Origin of the sequence: Pseudomonas urethralis (genome assembly GCF_021602465.1) — a bacterium.
In the GTDB taxonomy this organism is placed as follows: Bacteria; Pseudomonadota; Gammaproteobacteria; order Pseudomonadales; family Pseudomonadaceae; genus Aquipseudomonas; species Aquipseudomonas vlassakiae.
The window spans coordinates 21,218-37,161 of record NZ_BQIJ01000014.1 but is presented as its reverse complement, the minus strand read 5'-3'; the positions used below and the strand labels follow the sequence as shown (position 1 = coordinate 37,161).

General features: G+C 63.4%; 18 protein-coding genes. 13 read left to right on the top strand and 5 right to left on the bottom strand.

Going from position 1 to position 15,944, the window contains the following annotated elements; all coding sequences use genetic code 11:
* Positions 1-36: 36 nt before the first annotated feature.
* Positions 37-1,500, bottom strand: a complete 1,464-nt coding sequence (locus tag L6D64_RS20480) for an MFS transporter (protein ID WP_176509331.1) — start codon at positions 1,498-1,500, stop codon at positions 37-39.
* A gap of 14 nt (positions 1,501-1,514) precedes the next feature.
* Positions 1,515-1,664, bottom strand: coding sequence for a hypothetical protein (locus tag L6D64_RS20475; RefSeq protein ID WP_156351877.1), 150 nt, complete (start codon positions 1,662-1,664; stop codon positions 1,515-1,517).
* 169 nt (positions 1,665-1,833) lie between these two features.
* Between L6D64_RS20475 and L6D64_RS20470 the strand changes: the two genes are divergently transcribed.
* Both L6D64_RS20470 and arfB read left to right on the top strand, forming a co-directional pair.
* Positions 1,834-2,058 (top strand): hypothetical protein, encoded by a 225-nt coding sequence (locus tag L6D64_RS20470; RefSeq protein ID WP_176509332.1) that lies wholly within the window; start codon positions 1,834-1,836, stop codon positions 2,056-2,058.
* 79 nt (positions 2,059-2,137) lie between these two features.
* Positions 2,138-2,551, top strand: a complete 414-nt coding sequence (gene arfB, locus L6D64_RS20465; RefSeq protein WP_176509333.1) for an alternative ribosome rescue aminoacyl-tRNA hydrolase ArfB — start codon at positions 2,138-2,140, stop codon at positions 2,549-2,551.
* A 102-nt stretch (positions 2,552-2,653) separates the two neighbouring features.
* Here arfB and L6D64_RS20460 read toward each other — a convergent pair whose 3' ends face one another.
* Complete coding sequence (locus L6D64_RS20460; RefSeq protein WP_176509334.1) at positions 2,654-3,337, bottom strand: type 1 glutamine amidotransferase domain-containing protein; 684 nt, start codon at positions 3,335-3,337, stop codon at positions 2,654-2,656.
* Between the two features lie 169 nt (positions 3,338-3,506).
* Between L6D64_RS20460 and L6D64_RS20455 the strand changes: the two genes are divergently transcribed.
* The 7 genes from L6D64_RS20455 (at position 3,507) to L6D64_RS20425 (ending at position 9,318) form a co-directional block, all read left to right on the top strand.
* Entirely contained in the window at positions 3,507-3,998 is a 492-nt protein-coding gene (locus L6D64_RS20455) for a GNAT family N-acetyltransferase (protein WP_176509335.1), read from the top strand.
* A gap of 204 nt (positions 3,999-4,202) precedes the next feature.
* Positions 4,203-5,231 (top strand): phosphate ABC transporter substrate-binding protein PstS, encoded by a 1,029-nt coding sequence (pstS, locus tag L6D64_RS20450; RefSeq protein WP_176509336.1) that lies wholly within the window; start codon positions 4,203-4,205, stop codon positions 5,229-5,231.
* Positions 5,232-5,304: 73 nt separating this feature from the next.
* Entirely contained in the window at positions 5,305-6,270 is a 966-nt protein-coding gene (pstC, locus tag L6D64_RS20445) for a phosphate ABC transporter permease subunit PstC (protein WP_054883790.1), read from the top strand.
* Entirely contained in the window at positions 6,270-7,163 is an 894-nt protein-coding gene (gene pstA, locus L6D64_RS20440; protein WP_054883789.1) for a phosphate ABC transporter permease PstA, read from the top strand. The genes pstC and pstA overlap by 1 nt, the downstream gene beginning before the upstream one ends.
* A gap of 49 nt (positions 7,164-7,212) precedes the next feature.
* The gene (gene pstB / locus L6D64_RS20435; protein ID WP_189660624.1) at positions 7,213-7,998 is read left to right on the top strand and encodes a phosphate ABC transporter ATP-binding protein PstB; all 786 of its coding nucleotides are present in this window, start codon (positions 7,213-7,215) and stop codon (positions 7,996-7,998) included.
* Position 7,999: 1 nt separating this feature from the next.
* A complete protein-coding gene (locus tag L6D64_RS20430) occupies positions 8,000-8,698 on the top strand; it encodes a hypothetical protein (protein ID WP_176509338.1) in 699 nt (232 codons plus the stop codon).
* Entirely contained in the window at positions 8,698-9,318 is a 621-nt protein-coding gene (locus L6D64_RS20425; RefSeq protein ID WP_176509339.1) for a hypothetical protein, read from the top strand. The genes L6D64_RS20430 and L6D64_RS20425 overlap by 1 nt, the downstream gene beginning before the upstream one ends.
* Positions 9,319-9,433: 115 nt before the next feature.
* On the opposite strand, the gene L6D64_RS20420 is transcribed toward L6D64_RS20425, so the two are convergent.
* Complete coding sequence (locus L6D64_RS20420; protein ID WP_176509340.1) at positions 9,434-10,954, bottom strand: NCS1 family nucleobase:cation symporter-1; 1,521 nt, start codon at positions 10,952-10,954, stop codon at positions 9,434-9,436.
* A 201-nt stretch (positions 10,955-11,155) separates the two neighbouring features.
* On the opposite strand from L6D64_RS20420, the gene L6D64_RS20415 reads away from it, so the two are divergent.
* The 4 genes from L6D64_RS20415 (at position 11,156) to L6D64_RS20400 (ending at position 15,179) form a co-directional block, all read left to right on the top strand.
* Positions 11,156-12,190, top strand: coding sequence for a L,D-transpeptidase (locus tag L6D64_RS20415; RefSeq protein WP_176509341.1), 1,035 nt, complete (start codon positions 11,156-11,158; stop codon positions 12,188-12,190).
* Between the two features lie 86 nt (positions 12,191-12,276).
* Complete coding sequence (locus tag L6D64_RS20410; protein WP_176509342.1) at positions 12,277-12,993, top strand: murein L,D-transpeptidase catalytic domain family protein; 717 nt, start codon at positions 12,277-12,279, stop codon at positions 12,991-12,993.
* 116 nt (positions 12,994-13,109) lie between these two features.
* Positions 13,110-14,171 (top strand): aromatic ring-hydroxylating dioxygenase subunit alpha, encoded by a 1,062-nt coding sequence (locus L6D64_RS20405; protein ID WP_176509343.1) that lies wholly within the window; start codon positions 13,110-13,112, stop codon positions 14,169-14,171.
* 57 nt (positions 14,172-14,228) lie between these two features.
* Positions 14,229-15,179: a PDR/VanB family oxidoreductase gene (locus tag L6D64_RS20400; RefSeq protein ID WP_176509344.1), complete on the top strand. Its 951-nt coding sequence runs from the start codon at positions 14,229-14,231 to the stop codon at positions 15,177-15,179.
* Between the two features lie 7 nt (positions 15,180-15,186).
* On the opposite strand, the gene L6D64_RS20395 is transcribed toward L6D64_RS20400, so the two are convergent.
* Complete coding sequence (locus L6D64_RS20395; protein ID WP_176509345.1) at positions 15,187-15,900, bottom strand: GntR family transcriptional regulator; 714 nt, start codon at positions 15,898-15,900, stop codon at positions 15,187-15,189.
* Positions 15,901-15,944: the final 44 nt, after the last annotated feature.

Sequence of the window (15,944 nt, the reverse complement as noted above, 5' to 3'; positions counted from 1 at the left end):
GCGCCCGGAGTGCCATTGAATGGACGGACGGTGCGCTCAGGGTTCGCTCATCTGCGACAGCGGCCTGGCCACCCGTTCGAGCGAACACCGCTCGACCGCCACGCCCCATAGCGCCTGGGTCAGGGCGGCAATGATCATCAGCGCCGCGCCGATCAGGTAGCCGTACAGCACGTAGGCGCGTTCACCGGTTTCGATCAGCGCGCCGAACAGGGTCGGCCCGACCAGGCCTCCCAGACCGGTGCCGAAGGCATAGAACACCGCAATGGCCAGGGCACGGATTTCCAGCGGGAAGGTTTCCGCCACGGTGAGGTAGGCGGAACTGGCCGCCGCCGAAGCGAAGAAGAAAATCACCATCCAGGCCAGGGTCTGCTGGGTCACGTCGAGCAGCTCTCGCTGGAACAGGTAGCCGCTGATGGCCAGCAGCACCCCCGAGACCAGGTAGGTGGAACTGATCATGATGCGCCTGCCGACCACGTCGAACAGCCTGCCCAGCAACAGTGGGCCGCAGAAGTTGCCCAGCGCGAACGGCAGGATGTACCAGCCCACCTTGGCCGTCGGCACCTGGTAGAAGTCGGTCAGCACCAGGGCATAGGTGAAGAAGATCGCGTTGTAGAAGAATGCTTGTGCGCTGAGCAAGGTCAGGCCTACCAGGGCACGACGCCGATGCTCGACGAACAAGCTCTGGAACACCTCGCGCAAAGGCGTATGGTCGCGCGCGCGCAGTTTCAGCGGAGGGTCTTGAAGCGGTGGGATCGCGATCCCGCGATCGTGGTAATGCCGTTCGATGTCGGCGACGATGCGCTCGGCGTGTTGCGGCTGGTTGTGGATCATCAGCCAGCGCGGGCTTTCCGGCACCCACAGGCGCATCAGCATGATCAGCAGGCCCAGCACTGCGCCGATGCCGAAACACAGGCGCCAACCCAGGTCACCACCGGCAATCGCCGGGTCGAGCAGCAACACCGCACCGGCCGCGCCGAGCGCTGCGCCGATCCAGAAAGTGCCGTTGATGGTCAGGTCGACCCAGCCGCGGTAGCGCGCCGGGGTGAATTCCTGGATGGTCGAGTTGATGGCCGTGTACTCGCCGCCGATACCGGCACCGGTGAGAAAGCGGAACAGCAGGAAGCTCCACAGGCTCCAAGAGAACGCCGTGGCTGCCGTGGCGCCGATGTACAGGAACAAGGTGATGAAGAACAGCCTGCGCCGCCCCAGGCGGTCGGTCAGCCAGCCGAAGAACAGCGCACCGATGACCGCGCCGGCGATGTACGTGGCGCCTGCCAGGCCGATGTCGGTGTTGCTCAGGTGCAGCGCAGGGCTGTCCTTGAGCGCGCCCGCCACCGAGCCCGCCAGGGTGACTTCCAGGCCATCGAGCAGCCAGGTGATGCCCAGCGCCAGCACCAGCAAGGTATGAAAGCGCGTCCACGGCAGGCGGTCGAGGCGGGCAGGGATGTCGGTGCTGTACACCGCGGCAGCGCCGCGCCCCTGCAAGGCTTGAGTCGTCACTGCAATGCCTTTGTTCAGCCGTCCGATTGCTCTTCTGGCGGCACCTGCCCCTCAGGCCAGTCTGGAGCCTCCTGTTGCGGCTCGGGGCGCGGCTTGGGTACGGGCTCGCCCGGATTGTGCGGCACCTCGTCGACATACGGGTCAGGGTGGTTGGGGTCGATCATGGCCTGTCTCCTGAAAGCATGGTTACCTCCCGTTAGGGCGCGCAGGGGCGCTGCTGTTCAATCCGATTCGCCAGTGGCTGCCAGGGCGTTTGCCCGGGCGCGAATGGATCAAACTTTTGCGTGCCGCAGGGCTCTTCTTAAAAGACACCACTGTCACGAGGAGCAACCCATGAAGCACACCGATGGCAAGACCGGCGACAAAGTCCCTCGGCCGATTTCCTCTGAGGAGGCGCAGCGCGGCGAGAAGGCGCCGGACCCGGTGCTTGAAAATCCGGATCCCGATACCGAGGCCGTGGACAAGGTGATTACGCCGACATCGGTCAAGGAGCAGGAAGCGCTGACCCGCGCGACCAGGAAGCGCTTGGCCGAGGTCGATGAGAAAGCCCGGCAGTGAGCCTAACGTCCAGCGTGGTTTGTGCTTTGGGCGAGCGGTGTAGGCGGTGATAATGGAGGGCCATCCCAAGGGCCATGCCATGCTGACCATTTCCAATAACGTGCAGTTGCCAGATGCCGACATCGAGCTGACCTACATCCGCGCGCAAGGCGCGGGTGGGCAGAATGTCAACAAGGTGTCCAGCGCTGTGCACCTGCGCTTCGACATTCGCGCCTCGTCGCTGCCCGCGTTCTACAAGGAGCGGCTGCTGGCGCTGCGTGACAGCCGCATCACTGGCGATGGCGTGTTGATCATCAAGGCCCAGCAATACCGTACCCAGGAACAGAACCGCGCTGACGCTTTGGCGCGCCTTGCCGAGTTGATCGTTGCTGCCGGCAAGGTCGAGAAGAAACGCCGGCCTACCAAGCCGACCCTCGGCTCGAAGACCCGACGGCTGGAAGGAAAAGCCAGGCGTAGTACTGTCAAGGCGGGGCGGGGGAAGGTGGAATTTTAGGCTCTCTGGAGGTTGAAGCCAGATCAACCGCCTCGCTAACTCGCCAACTCTGGCCTGCGCCCCAGGCAGCCAGCATGCCTGGCCGCCTGGGGCGTTGCACCGTCAGCTGGCCAAGCGCTTGAGCAATGCCTTGGCCACCGCCTCGGATGAGGCAGGGTTCTGCCCGGTGATCAGATGGCCGTCCTCGACCACATGGCTTGCCCAGTCCGCTGCCTTGGAGTACTCGCCACCTTTGGCCTTGAGCATGTCTTCCACGAGGAAGGGCACCACGTGGGTCAGCCCGACGGCCTCTTCCTCACTGTTGGCGAAGCCCGTGACCCGCTTGCCTTTGACCACCGGGTGGCCGTCTGGCGTGTTCACGTTCTTCAGAACGCCTGGGGCATGGCATACCGTCGCAATCGGCTTGTTGGCGGCATAGAACGCTTCGAGCAAGGTCTTCGAATCGGTATCCTCGGCCAGGTCCCACAGCGGGCCGTGGCCACCGGGGTAGAACACCGCATCGAAGTGATAAGGGTCGACCTCGCCCAGCGGCACGGTGTCGGCCAGGGCCATCTGCCCCTCGGTGTCGCTGGCGAAGCGCCGGGTGGCGTCGGTCTGGGCATCGGCTTCGTCGCTTTTCGGGTCCAGCGGTGGCTGGCCACCTTTGGGCGAGGCGAGGGTGACGTCGGCATTGGCGTCGACGAACACGTAATAGGGCGCGGCGAACTCTTCCAGCCAGAAGCCGGTCTTCCTGCCGGTGTCGCCCAGCTGGTCGTGCGAGGTCAGTACCATCAGGATCTTTTTCATGCGAGCCAGTCCTCCAGGGGTAAATGGGCAGTGCGCCGTTCGTCCTGCATGATCATGGGAGGGCAGGGCGCAGCAGGCGTTCCATCATAGCCCTCGAAAAGAATGCGCGGTTTGCCGCTCAGCTCTATTACCCTAGTGGCACGATCATTTCATTGATGGATGCCTACCCATGAGCAACACCTCATTCCGCCAGCCCGTCATCGCTGACGCCGAGCGCTGCTACGCGATCGAAATCGGTGCCTACGAGGGCGACGAAGCGGCCACGCTGGAGAAGATCCGCACGCGCATCAGCCAATATCCCGAAGGCTTCCTGCTGCTCCAGGACCCCCACGGCATCGTCGGCTTCATCAACAGTGGCTGCGCCCACGAGGTGGTGATGTCCGACGAGGCATTCAAGGAACTGGTCGGCCACGACCCGCTGGCGCCGAACGTGGTGATCATGTCGGTGGTGGTGGACACGGCCCACCAGGGCAAGGGCTACGCCAAGCGGCTGATGCGCGAGTTCATCGGCCGCATGCAGACCCAGGGCAAGCAGACAATCCACCTGATGTGCAAGGAACAGCACGTCGAGCTGTACCGCAAGATGGGCTACCAGTATGTGCGGCCTTCGCCCTCGGACCACGGTGGCATGGCCTGGCATGAAATGGTCATGGCGCTCTGACCTCGGCCAGGTGCAGTGCTTCATGATCAGCGCAGGCAGCTGATGGCAAGGTATCAAGTCACATTTGGTTACCAAGCAATGACAGCCCGCTGACTGTGTGCCCCGTTCTAGAGGGGATTGAAGGGTTCACTGCCATTCAACAGTCACAAAGCTGTAACACAGCTGCTGCAAAGTGTGTCGGCCATCACACGGAGCGCTTTTTCCATGATACGCCTGATGAAGTCTGCTGCACTCGCCGTTGCCGTCTCGCTCAGCGCCACTTCGGCCTTTGCCGCAGACAACGTTCGCCTGACCGGTTCCGGCGCCAGTTTCCCTGCACCGATCTACCTGACCTGGTTCAAGGACTTCAGCAAGAACACTGCTGGCGTCACCGTCGACTACCAGTCCAAGGGCAGCGGGGCAGGTGTCCAGGACTTCCTGAACAAGACCGTCGACTTCGCCGCCAGCGACTCGGCCATGAGCGAAGCAGACATTGCCAAGGTCGGCGAAGGCGTGCAGCTGCTGCCGATGACCGCCGGTGAAATCGTCCTGGCCTACAACCTGCCAGGCAACCCGAAAGGCCTGAAGCTGCCACGCGATGTGTACTCCAACATCTTCCTCGGCAAGATCACCCAGTGGAACGACCCGCAGATCGTCAAGGCCAACCCAGAGCTGAAACTGCCTGATATGCCGATCACCGTGGTCGTGCGTGCCGATTCCAGCGGCACCAACGCGGTCTTCACCAAGCACCTGTCGGCCATCAATGCTGACTTCAAGAAAGACCTGGGCGAAGGCAACACCGTCAACTGGCCGGCCACCGACAAGTTCATCAAGTCGCCGAAGAACGACGGCGTGACCGCCACCGTTCGCCAGACCCCGGGCGCCATCGGCTACATCGAATACGGCTTCGCCAAGCTGGCCAAGGTCGATTTCGCCTCGCTGCAGAACAAGGCTGGCCAATACGTCGTGCCGAACGCTGAAAGCGGTGCCGAAGCGCTGGCTGCAGTGAAGATGCCGGAAAACCTGATCGCTCACCTGCCAGACCCGGAAGGTGCCAAGTCCTACCCGATCACGTCCTACACCTGGATGATCTTCCGCAAGGACAACGGCAGCCCGGAAAAGGCCAAGGCCATGCGTGACATGGTCGAGTACGGCCTGACCAAGGGCCAGCAGATCGCCGACTCGATGGGCTACATCCCGCTGCCGCCGTCGGTGGTCGAGGAAGTGCGCAAAGCCTCGCAAAGCATCCAGTAATAGCTTCAGGCGCTCCCGGCGCGGTGTGACAGCCGTGCCGGGGGTGTTTGCCCTTAGTCCCGGAACCCGCTAAATGAACACACCTTTTGCCATACCGGATAACCCAGACTCCGCGTGCCAGCCGCCGTCCACCAAGGACTTCCTGGTCGATCGCACCTTCCGTGCCCTTGCGCGCATCGGTGTGGTGCTGATTCTCGCGCTGGTATTCGCATTGGTATACGAAGTAGGACGCAAAGCACTTCCAGGAATGGAAAAGCACGGTTTCGACGTGCTGTTCGGCAGTGTGTGGGACGTCAACCAGGGCAAATACGGCATTCTGCCCGCCATCTGGGGCACGCTTTACAGCGCCCTGATCGCCTTGTTGATCGCTGGCTTCTTCGGCGTCAGCATGGCCATATTCCTTACCCAGGATTTCTTGCCGGCGAGGCTCGCCGCGGTGTTTCGCACCATCGTCGAGCTGCTCGCCGCCATCCCCAGCGTCGTTTACGGCCTGTGGGGCATCTACGTGGTGATTCCGGCCATCCGGCCGCTGACCGCCTGGCTGAACAGCGAGCTGGGCTGGATCCCGTTTTTCGGCACCTCCCTGAGTGGCCCCGGCCTGCTGCCGGCGGCGCTGGTGCTGGCGATCATGATCCTGCCGACCATCGCCGCGGTTTCCCAGGATGCGCTGACCAGCGTACCGATGAAGACCAAGCAGGCTGCCTACGGCATGGGCACCACCCACTGGGAGGCCATCCTCAAGGTCATGGTACCGTCGGCCGCCACCGGCATCTTCGGCTCCCTGGTGCTGGGCCTTGGCCGTGCACTGGGCGAAACCATGGCCCTGGCGATGCTGGTGGGTAACGCCAACACCATCACCCTGTCCCTGTTTGCCCCGGCCAACACGCTGGCAGCCTTGCTGGCGCTGAACTTCCCGGAAGCCGGGCCGAACGAGATCGAAGTACTGATGTACGCCGCACTGGTCCTGATGTTCATCACCTTGCTGGTGAACGTGTTCGGGTCGCTGATCATGCTCTACGCCCAGCGGGGTAACAAATAATGACTGACCTCTCTGCAGCCACTACCGCCTTGCCCAGCCTGCAGCGCCGCTTCGAAGGCCGCGCCCTGCGCAGCCTGGTGCTGACCAGCATGGTCTGGTGCGTGGCCCTGTTGGCCAGCGTGCCGCTGATTTCCGTGCTGTACATGCTGATCACCCGGGGCGGTGCGCGCCTGAGCCTGGAAGTGTTCACCGAACTGCCGCCCACCGGTTTCGAGATGGGCGGGGGGTTCGGTAACGCCCTGGCCGGTACCTTTGTCATGGTCGGCATCGCCGCCGCCATTGCGGTACCGGTCGGTATCCTGGCGGCGGTCTTCCTCGCCGAGCTTGGGCCTGAGAGCAAGCTGGCCAACGCCTCGCGCTTCGCCGCGAAGATGCTCACCGGCCTGCCGTCGATCCTTGCCGGTGTATTCGCCTATGCCCTGGTGGTGATGACCACCGGTACTTACTCGGCCCCGGCCGGTGGTGTGGCGCTGGCGGTGCTGATGCTGCCGATCGTCGTGCTGACCGCTGAAGAAGCCATGAAGATGGTGCCCAAGATCATGAAGGACGCCGCCTACGGCATGGGCTGCACCCGCGCCCAGGTGATCTGGAAGATCGTCCTGCCGACCGGCATGCCGGCCATCCTTACCGGCGTCATGCTGGCCGTGGCCCGCGCCGCAGGCGAAACCGCGCCGCTGCTGTTCACCGCGCTGTTCAGCAACTACTGGATCTACCACGACGGCAGCCTGGCCGTCATGAACCCCACGGCCTCGCTTGCCGTACTGATCTACAACTTCTCCGGCATGCCGTTCGACAACCAGCTGGAGCTCGCCTGGGCGGCCTCGCTGGTGTTGGTGATGATCGTGCTGGTAGTCAACATTCTTAGCCGAATCTTCGGCAAGCCAAAGTATTGAAAGGGAGCATTCGACCGTGAACGTATCAACTGCACAGAGAGCCGCTCCCATGGTCAGCGAAGCGCCAATCGTCATGGACTGCAAGCTGGACAAGATTTTCTACGGCAACTTCATGGCGGTGCGTGACAGCCATGTACCGATCCGCAAGAACCAGATCACCGGCTTCATCGGCCCGTCGGGCTGCGGCAAGAGTACCGTGCTGCGTAGCCTCAACCGCATGAATGACCTGGTCAAAGGCTTCCGCTTCGAAGGCCATGTGCACTTCCTCGGCCAGGATGTCTATGGCAAGGGCGTGGACCCGGTGGTGGTGCGCCGTTACATCGGCATGGTGTTCCAGCAGCCGAACCCGTTCTCCATGAGCATCTTCGACAACGTCGCCTTCGGCCTGCGCCTGAACCGCTACAAGGGTGACATCGGCGACCGCGTCAAGCACGCCCTGCAAGGCGCCGCGCTGTGGGACGAGGTCAAGGACAAGCTCAAGGTCAGCGGCCTGTCGTTGTCCGGCGGCCAGCAGCAGCGCCTGTGCATCGCCCGTGCCATCGCCACCGAGCCGGAAGTGCTGCTGCTCGATGAGCCCTGCTCGGCACTGGACCCGATCGCCACCCGCCGCGTGGAAGAGCTGATGGTCGAGCTGAAGAAGGACTACACCATCGCCCTGGTGACGCACAACATGCAGCAGGCGATCCGTGTTGCCGATACCACGGCGTTCTTCTCGGTCGACATCTCCCAGGGCACCCGCACCGGTTACCTGGTGGAGATGGGGCCGACCACGCAGATCTTCCAGAATCCGCGTGAGCAACTGACCAGTGACTACATCAGCGGCAAGTTCAGCTGAAATGGATGCGACCTGTCGTCTTCACCTGCCAGCGGTAGAGCGCGCACTGCGCGAAGTGCAGGCCCGCTTTGGCGAACTCAGCCAGCACTTCACCGAACCGCGTGATCCGTTCACCGACGAGGTGCTGCTGAATGTGCTTGAAGGCTATGCCTTGGTTGACGACTATGTCGCACGGGGCGTTGACCTGTTCGACCTGCAGCAGCTGAACCTGATGCTGGAGATCAACGCCACCGTGCTGTGCGGCAGCGACCCGGCGCGCCGCCGCGAGTTCGCCCCGCACCTCGCGGCCACCGAGGCACGCTTTTTCAACAACGTGGAAGGTGGCATCAAGGACCTGTACAACTGGTATTGGGCGTACCGCAGCGAGTCGATCTGGAAGCGCGCTGCCGGTGTCTATGTGCGCATCCTCAGCAAGCCGCAATTGTTCATCGAAGGTAACAACCGCACCGGGTCGCTCATCGTCAGCTATCTGCTGATGCGGGCCGGGCTGCCGCCGTTCGTGCTGACGCTGGACAACGCGGAGGGTTACTTCAACCCGTCCTCGGTCATTCGCAACTCCGCCAAGCATGGTGTGAAAGCGTTGTACGAATTGCCCAAGATCAAGAAAAAGTACGCCGCCTTCCTCGAAGCGCAGGCGCCTGAACCCGAAAAGTTCTTCCTGCCCGGCACCGGTGTGCCGGCCCGCCAGGGGAGCCGATGATGGAAAGGTATTCGATGCTGGAGCAAGGCAAGGCCGGTGGCCGACGCGCGTGGCAAGCCATCGGGCGCACATTCAGGCGCCCGCAGATGCGCATATCCTTCGATATCGATGACACGCTCGCCTGCCTGCCACACCACGCCGATGAAGAACACAGCAAGCTGCCGGCGTTCGTCCACCGCTGGTTGGGCGAGCCGCTGCGCCGCGGCACGCGGTCGTTGATCCGCGACCTGCGCCGCCAAGGCTGCAGCATCTGGATCTACACCTCGTCGGGCCGCACACCGGCCTATATCCGCCGCTGGCTGATGCTGTACGGTATTCACGTCGACGGCGTGGTCAACAGTGATCGCCATCAGCATGTGCTGGCGCAGCACCGGCTTGAGAATGCCCCTTCGAAGTACCCGCCGGCGTTCGATATCGACTTGCACGTGGACGATTCCGAAGGGGTGGGGATCGAGGGCTTCGACCACGGTTTCCGGGTGGTCGTGGTCGACCCGCAAGACGGCGATTGGGCGCAGAAGGTGATGGATGCGGCGGAGCAGGTGCAGGCCCAGCTGGCCTGGCAGCAACCGCAGCGGTTTGCGGCACCGGTGCGGCGGCGTGAGCAAGCGCTGGCTTCCTGAGCGTCTCTTTCGCCGTTGAATTTATAGCGCCTGTACGATCAAGCGCCGCGCGGGCGGCGCTCGATCTATGCCTCACCTCTGAACTCAAGGCAGGCGCCCGCTATACCAGCCCTGATCAGTGCTGCGCGGCGTCCACTGCGATGGCTTCGCCAGACACGTCCTGGTAGCGGACACCGCGGTTGGCGATAGCGTAGTGGATCAGCCCACCCAGCCCGGCGCCGAAGAACCAGGAGAACTGCGACAGCGTCTCGAACGCCGGCACCAGCGCCAGCAGGATGGCGATCAGCGCAGCCGGGATGAACGCTGCCACGGCGCGCAGGTTGACCCCACCGCGGTAGTGATAGTCGCCCGCAGGGTTTTCACTGTAGAGCTGCGGCAGGTTCACCCGGCTACGGCGCACCAGGTAGTAGTCAGTGACCATGATGCCGTACAGCGGGCCGAGCAGGGCGCCCAGGCCGCCGAGGAAGTACACGATCACCGCCGGGCTGTTGTAGAGGTGCCATGGCAGGATCACCACCGCGATGGTGGCGCTGAGCAAGCCTGCGCGGCGGAAGTTCAATACCTTTGGCGCCAGGTTGGTGAGGACGAAGGCCGGGGCGACGAAGTTGGCCATGATGTTCACCGCCACGGTGACCAGCAGGAAGGCCAGGCAGGCCAGCACCAGGCCGGCGGTGTTGGGGATGGCGGCGACGATTTCGCTGGGGCTTTGCACCAGCTTGCCGTCGATGCTGAATTGCGCGCCGGCAAGCACCACGGCGATCAGCGCGAAACCCAGCATGTTGACTGGCAGACCCCAGAAGTTGCCAACGCTGATGGTTCGCCGGTCTGGGCAGTTACGCGTGAAATCGCAGAAGTTGAGAATCATGGTGCCGTACAGCGATACCCATAGCGCGGCAGCACCGAACACCTTCAGCCACATGCCGGCGCCGGTCGGCGCGTTACCACTGGACCAGGCGATCGACAGGCCGCTGCGCCAGTACATCCAGGCCGCCAGGGCGCTGAAGGCGACCAGGATGATCGGCCCGGCGAGCGATTCGAACCGGCGCACCATCTCCATGCCATAGGCGAAGATTGCGACCTGCACGCACCAGATGGCCACGAAGGTGACCCAGCCCAGGGTCGACAGGCCGAGGATCGAGTTCTGGTCGTAGGGCCTGAGGTCTGGCGCGATGGCGGTGAGCAGCACGCGCAGGACGACCGAGGCGAGGTAGGTCTGGATGCCGAACCAGGCGATGGCGATCACTGCACGGATCAGGGCCGGGATCTGCGCGCCATGGATGCCGAAGCTGATCCGGCACATGACGGGGTAGGGCAGGCCGGTCTTCTGCCCCATGTAACCGGACAGGTTCATCAGGCCGTAGATCACCAGCGCACCGAGCGCGAAGGCGGCGAGGATCTGCGCGCCGCTCATGCCCAAGGCGAACAGGCCGATGGCGAAGGAGTAGTTGGCGATGTTGTGCACGTCATTGGTCCACAGCGCGAACAGGCTGTAGCGCCCCCAGGTGCGATTGGCCGCCCGGGTCGGTGCAAGGTCGTTACTGTACAGCCGCGGGCTCAGCTGCGACGCACTGGAGCCGGCCGATTCGGCGGGGAGATCGGCAAGCTGGTCAACATCGGAACGGGAAATCGACGCCATCGGGACTCCATGATGGTTGTGTACTTTTATTGTTTGTATTTGTATACAAACAAGATTCGTACCAACCCATGATCGTGCTGGATTACAAGCCCTCTGCGGGTTCTCGCCGTTATTTGCGTTGTGGATTACGCTTTGAAGTGGGAAATTTGTGCACGTTTTCGTGCACCGTTGTTACCGCAGGATGCCATGAGGATCAGTTCGATGTTGCATGTACCACTCGCGCTGGGTCTGTTGCTTGCCGCCACCGTGGTCGAGGCGGCGCCGCTCCAGGTACCGACCCCGGCTGCACTCAGGAGCCAGCTCGAAAGCCTCAAGCCCGGCCAGTTTCTCTGGTACCCGCAGGTCTCGCCGGCAGGGCCGGTGACCGTAGTGGTCAGCCTCACCGAGCAACGCGCCTACGTCTATCGCAATGGCATTGCCATTGGCGTCAGCACCGTGAGCACCGGCAAGGCGGGGCGGGAAACCCCTACCGGGGTGTTCAGCATTCTGCAGAAGAAGGTCGAGCACAAATCCAGCCTCTACAACAGCGCACCGATGCCGTACATGGAGCGGCTGACCTGGGACGGTATCGCCTTGCACGCCGGCCATCTGCCGGGCTACCCGGCTTCCCATGGCTGCGTGCGCCTGCCGCTGGAGTTTGCCAAGAAGCTGTACGAGGTCACCGGCTTCAGCTCGACCACCGTGATCGTTTCCGATACCCACAGTGCTCCGGTGGAGGTCAACCACCCTGGCGTGCTGGCGCCCACGGTCAGCGCAGGCAAGGCCCAGGGCCCGCTGGTGTTGAGTAACCAGCAGTTCTGGAACGACCCGGACCCGACGTCGGGGCCGCTGTCGATCCTGATCAGCCGCGCCGACCTGCGCGCCTACGTCTATCGCGGTGGCCAGCTGATCGGCTCGGCGCCAGCACTCTCGCTTGCCAACAGCCAGCACCGCAGTGGCATGGCGGTGTATTCGCTGCTGCAAAAACCGTCCGCCCTGGCGCTCGACGGTGCGCTACCCTTGCGTTGGTCAGTGGTGGGCTTGAGCAACCCGGAGTACGGCGATACCCCCTATGAGCAGTTGGGGCAACTGGACATCAACCCGGAGTTCCGCCACCACCTGCGCGCGGCGATGGATGTCGGCACGATGCTGGTGATCACGGATTGGGCGTCGACCCGGGAGACCCGCAGCGACGGCAAATTCACGGTGATCAGCACCGATGACGGTGAAAAACTCAAGCCATTGGTCAAGAAATGATCGGCAAGCCCAAAGAATTCAAGCAAAGTGGTGGCTTTTGGCCGCAAGCCAGCTCCGCTTGCTGAGCGGCCTTTACCGGGGTAACCATGTCGATGTTCGATCCCTTGCGGGGAGCCGTACGGCTCTCTTTGGCCAGTCTTGGCCTGTTTTTCCTCAGCGCCTGGCATGCTGCCCACGCGCAACCCCTGCCCAGCGCCGCCGAACTGCAGCAACTGGCGCCCAATGCCAACCTGTCGACCCTGGACCTGGCACTCACCGCCTATGCCTGTGCCAGCCACAGCGAGGGGGACAAGTTGCTGACCGTGATCGATTACTCCAAGGCATCGCGAGACAAGCGCCTGTGGGTGTTCGACTTGCGCGCGCGCAAGCTGTTGTTCGAGGAGTGGGTGGCCCACGGCAAGAACAGCGGCGCCGATGTGCCGACGACGTTCTCCAACGCCCCCAACAGCTACCAGTCCTCCCTCGGCCTGTATGAAACCGGTCAGACCTACAGCGGCAAGCACGGCCGCTCGCTGCGTCTGCAGGGGCTCGAGCCTGGGTTCAACGACAACAGCATGTCGCGGGCGATTGTCATGCACGCAGCCGCCTATGCCGACCCCAAGGTCGTACCCGGCCTCGGTCGGCTGGGGCGCAGCCAGGGCTGCCCCGCCGTGCGGCCGGCCATCGCCGGCAAGCTGATCGACACGCTGCAACGCGGCAGCTACGTGTTTGCCTACTACCCGCAGCAGGAGTGGCTGAAGAAGTCGCGGTTTCTCAACGCCCAGAGCTGCCCGCTGGCCAACCCGTCGATCGCCAGCAAGTAGCCACGCGTTTTAAGTGGCTTGTGGATCCATAAATATCCACAAGCCACTTTTTTGTTGACTGATTTCCGGTTTCTGGTTGTTAATGGATCCACAAAAACAATCAATCGGAGAATCGGATGTTCCCGAAAAACGCCTGGTACGTCGCCTGCACCCCTGACGAAATCACCGAAAAGCCCCTGGGCCGGCAGATCTGCGGGGAAAAGATGGTGTTCTACCGCGGTCAGCAGAACCTGATCCGCGCCGTCGAGGATTTCTGCCCGCACCGTGGGGCACCGTTGTCCATGGGCTATGTCGAGCATGGCAACCTCGTCTGCGGTTACCATGGCCTGGTCATGGGCGGCGATGGCAAGGCCGTCGAGATGCCAGGCCAGCGGGTACGGGGCTTCCCCTGCAACAAGGCCTATGCCACGGTCGAGCGTTATGGCTTTGTCTGGGTCTGGCCCGGCGATCAGGCACTGGCCGACCCCGCCAGCCTGTGCCACCTGCCGTGGGCAGAGAGTGACGAGTGGGCTTACGGCGGCGGGTTGTTCCACATCAATTGCGACTATCGCCTGATGATCGACAACCTGATGGACCTGACCCACGAAACCTACGTTCACGCCTCCAGCATCGGCCAGAAGGAAATCGACGAAGCACCGCCGGTCACTACGGTCAACGGCGACGAGGTGGTCACTGCCCGCCACATGCAAAACATCATGGCGCCACCGTTCTGGCGCATGGCGCTGCGGGGCAATCAGCTACCCGACGACCAGCCGGTCGACCGCTGGCAGATCTGCCGTTTCACCCCACCCAGCCATGTCCTGATCGAAGTGGGCGTGGCGCTCGCCGGCAAAGGGGGCTACCACGCGGCGGTCCAGGACAAAGCGTCGAGCATCGTGGTCGACTTCATCACACCGGAGACCGAGACCTCGATCTGGTACTTCTGGGGCATGGCGCGCAACTTCAACCCTCAGGATCAGGCCCTGACCGCCAGCATTCGCGAAGGGCAGGGCAAGATCTTCAGCGAAGACCTCGACATGCTTGAACAGCAACAGGCCAACCTGCTGGCGAACCCGCAGCGCAACCTGCTCAAGCTCAATATCGATGCGGGCGGCGTGCAGGCGCGACGCATACTCGAGCGGCGGGTCGCCCAAGAACAGGCCGGCGCCGCTGCAGCGCTGATCGCAACCGCGCAGTAACCGTCCCCGTCGATGCCCAGACCGGCCATGCCGGTGGCCGTCCATGCAAGGTGAGCCATGATTGAAGTCGTCGTCACAGCCCGAACCCGTGAAGCCGAAGGTATCTGCAGCTACGAATTGCGCTGCGCCCAAGGCCAGCCGCTACCCGCATTCAGTGCCGGGGCGCACATCGATGTGCACTTGCCCGGCGGCCTGGTGCGCCAGTACTCCTTGTGCAATCACCCGCAGGAGCGTCACCGCTACCTGATCGGCGTGCTTAATGATGCAGCATCGCGCGGCGGCTCCCGCTGCCTGCACGAGCAGGTCGAAGCGGGGCAGCGGCTGCTGATCAGCGAGCCGCGCAATCTCTTTGCCCTGGCGCCCGGTGCCCGCCGTAGTTTGCTGTTTGCCGGCGGCATCGGGATCACCCCGATCCTGTGCATGGCAGAACAGTTGTGGCTGCAAGGCGATCACTTCGAATTGCACTACTGCGCCCGCTCCAGCGAGCGTGCGGCATTTCTCCAGCGCCTGGCGGCGACACCGTTCGCCGGCCGGGTCCATCTGCATTTCGACGCGCTCCCGCAGACCCGGCTCGACCTGGCCCAGGTACTGGCCGTGCCCGGCGCGGAGGATCACCTGTACGTCTGCGGCCCGGCTGGCTTCATGCAGCAGGTACTGGACAATGCCCGCCGTCAGGGTTGGCAGGACACCCAGCTGCACCGCGAGTACTTCGCCGCCGCGCCAGTCGACACCGCGGGTGACGGGGTGTTTTCGGTCAGGCTCGCCAGCACCGGCCAGGTGTTCGAGATCCCCGCGGACAAGACCGTGGTTCAGGTTTTGCAAAGCCACGGCGTGCCGATGGCGGTGTCGTGCGAGCAGGGGGTCTGCGGCACCTGCCTGACCCGGGTGCTGGAAGGCGTGCCGGAGCATCGCGACCTGTACCTGACCGAAGCCGAGCAGGCCGCCAATGACCAGTTCACCCCGTGCTGTTCACGGGCCAGGACGCCCATGCTGGTGCTGGACCTGTAGGGTGCGCCTAGTCGCCCCTGGAAATCACCTGGACGCCACTTGCCGTGCTGGCCGCGCCGAACACTTCGGCATAGCGCAGCGTGGCATTGGCGTGTTCGCGCATGATGTTTTCGGCGCGTGCGCCCTGGCCGTTGCGCAGTGCATCGACCAATGAGTGGTGCTGCATGTGGGCGTAATTGAAGCGCCGGTACTCGCGGGCCATGTCGTGGCGGTCGAAGGCCAGCGCCGACACCGAGGCGAACGGGCGATGGTCATTGCGCGCCAGCGCCTCGGCAATGGCGGGGTTGCCGCTGCCGGCCACGATCACCTGGTGCAAGCGCACGTTGAGGTCGTGATAGGCCGCCAGGTCCTGTTCGGTGATGTAGCCCTTGGCGAACAGGGCGTCGCCCTCATCGAGGCATTGCACCAGGGTGGCCATGGCCTGCGCGTCCAGGCCACGTTCGGCGCACAGGCGTGCCGCCAGCCCTTCAAGAACGCCGCGGACCTCCACCGCGCCGGTGAGGTCATCGACGCTCAATGTACGCACCTGAAAACCCTTGCCGCCATGGCGCACCAGCAGGCCTTCCTGTTCCAGGGTGCGGAACGCCATGCGCACCGGCATGCGGGAAACGCCGAAACGTTCTGCGGTAGGGACTTCCATCAACCGTTCACCGCCGGCCAGTTCGCCGGAGGCGATCATCTTGCGCAGGGCGACCAGGATGGTCTGGCCGTGTTTGCTCATTGCACGCGACCTCAACGAAGGGGCCGCCATGGTAACGCAAGCGG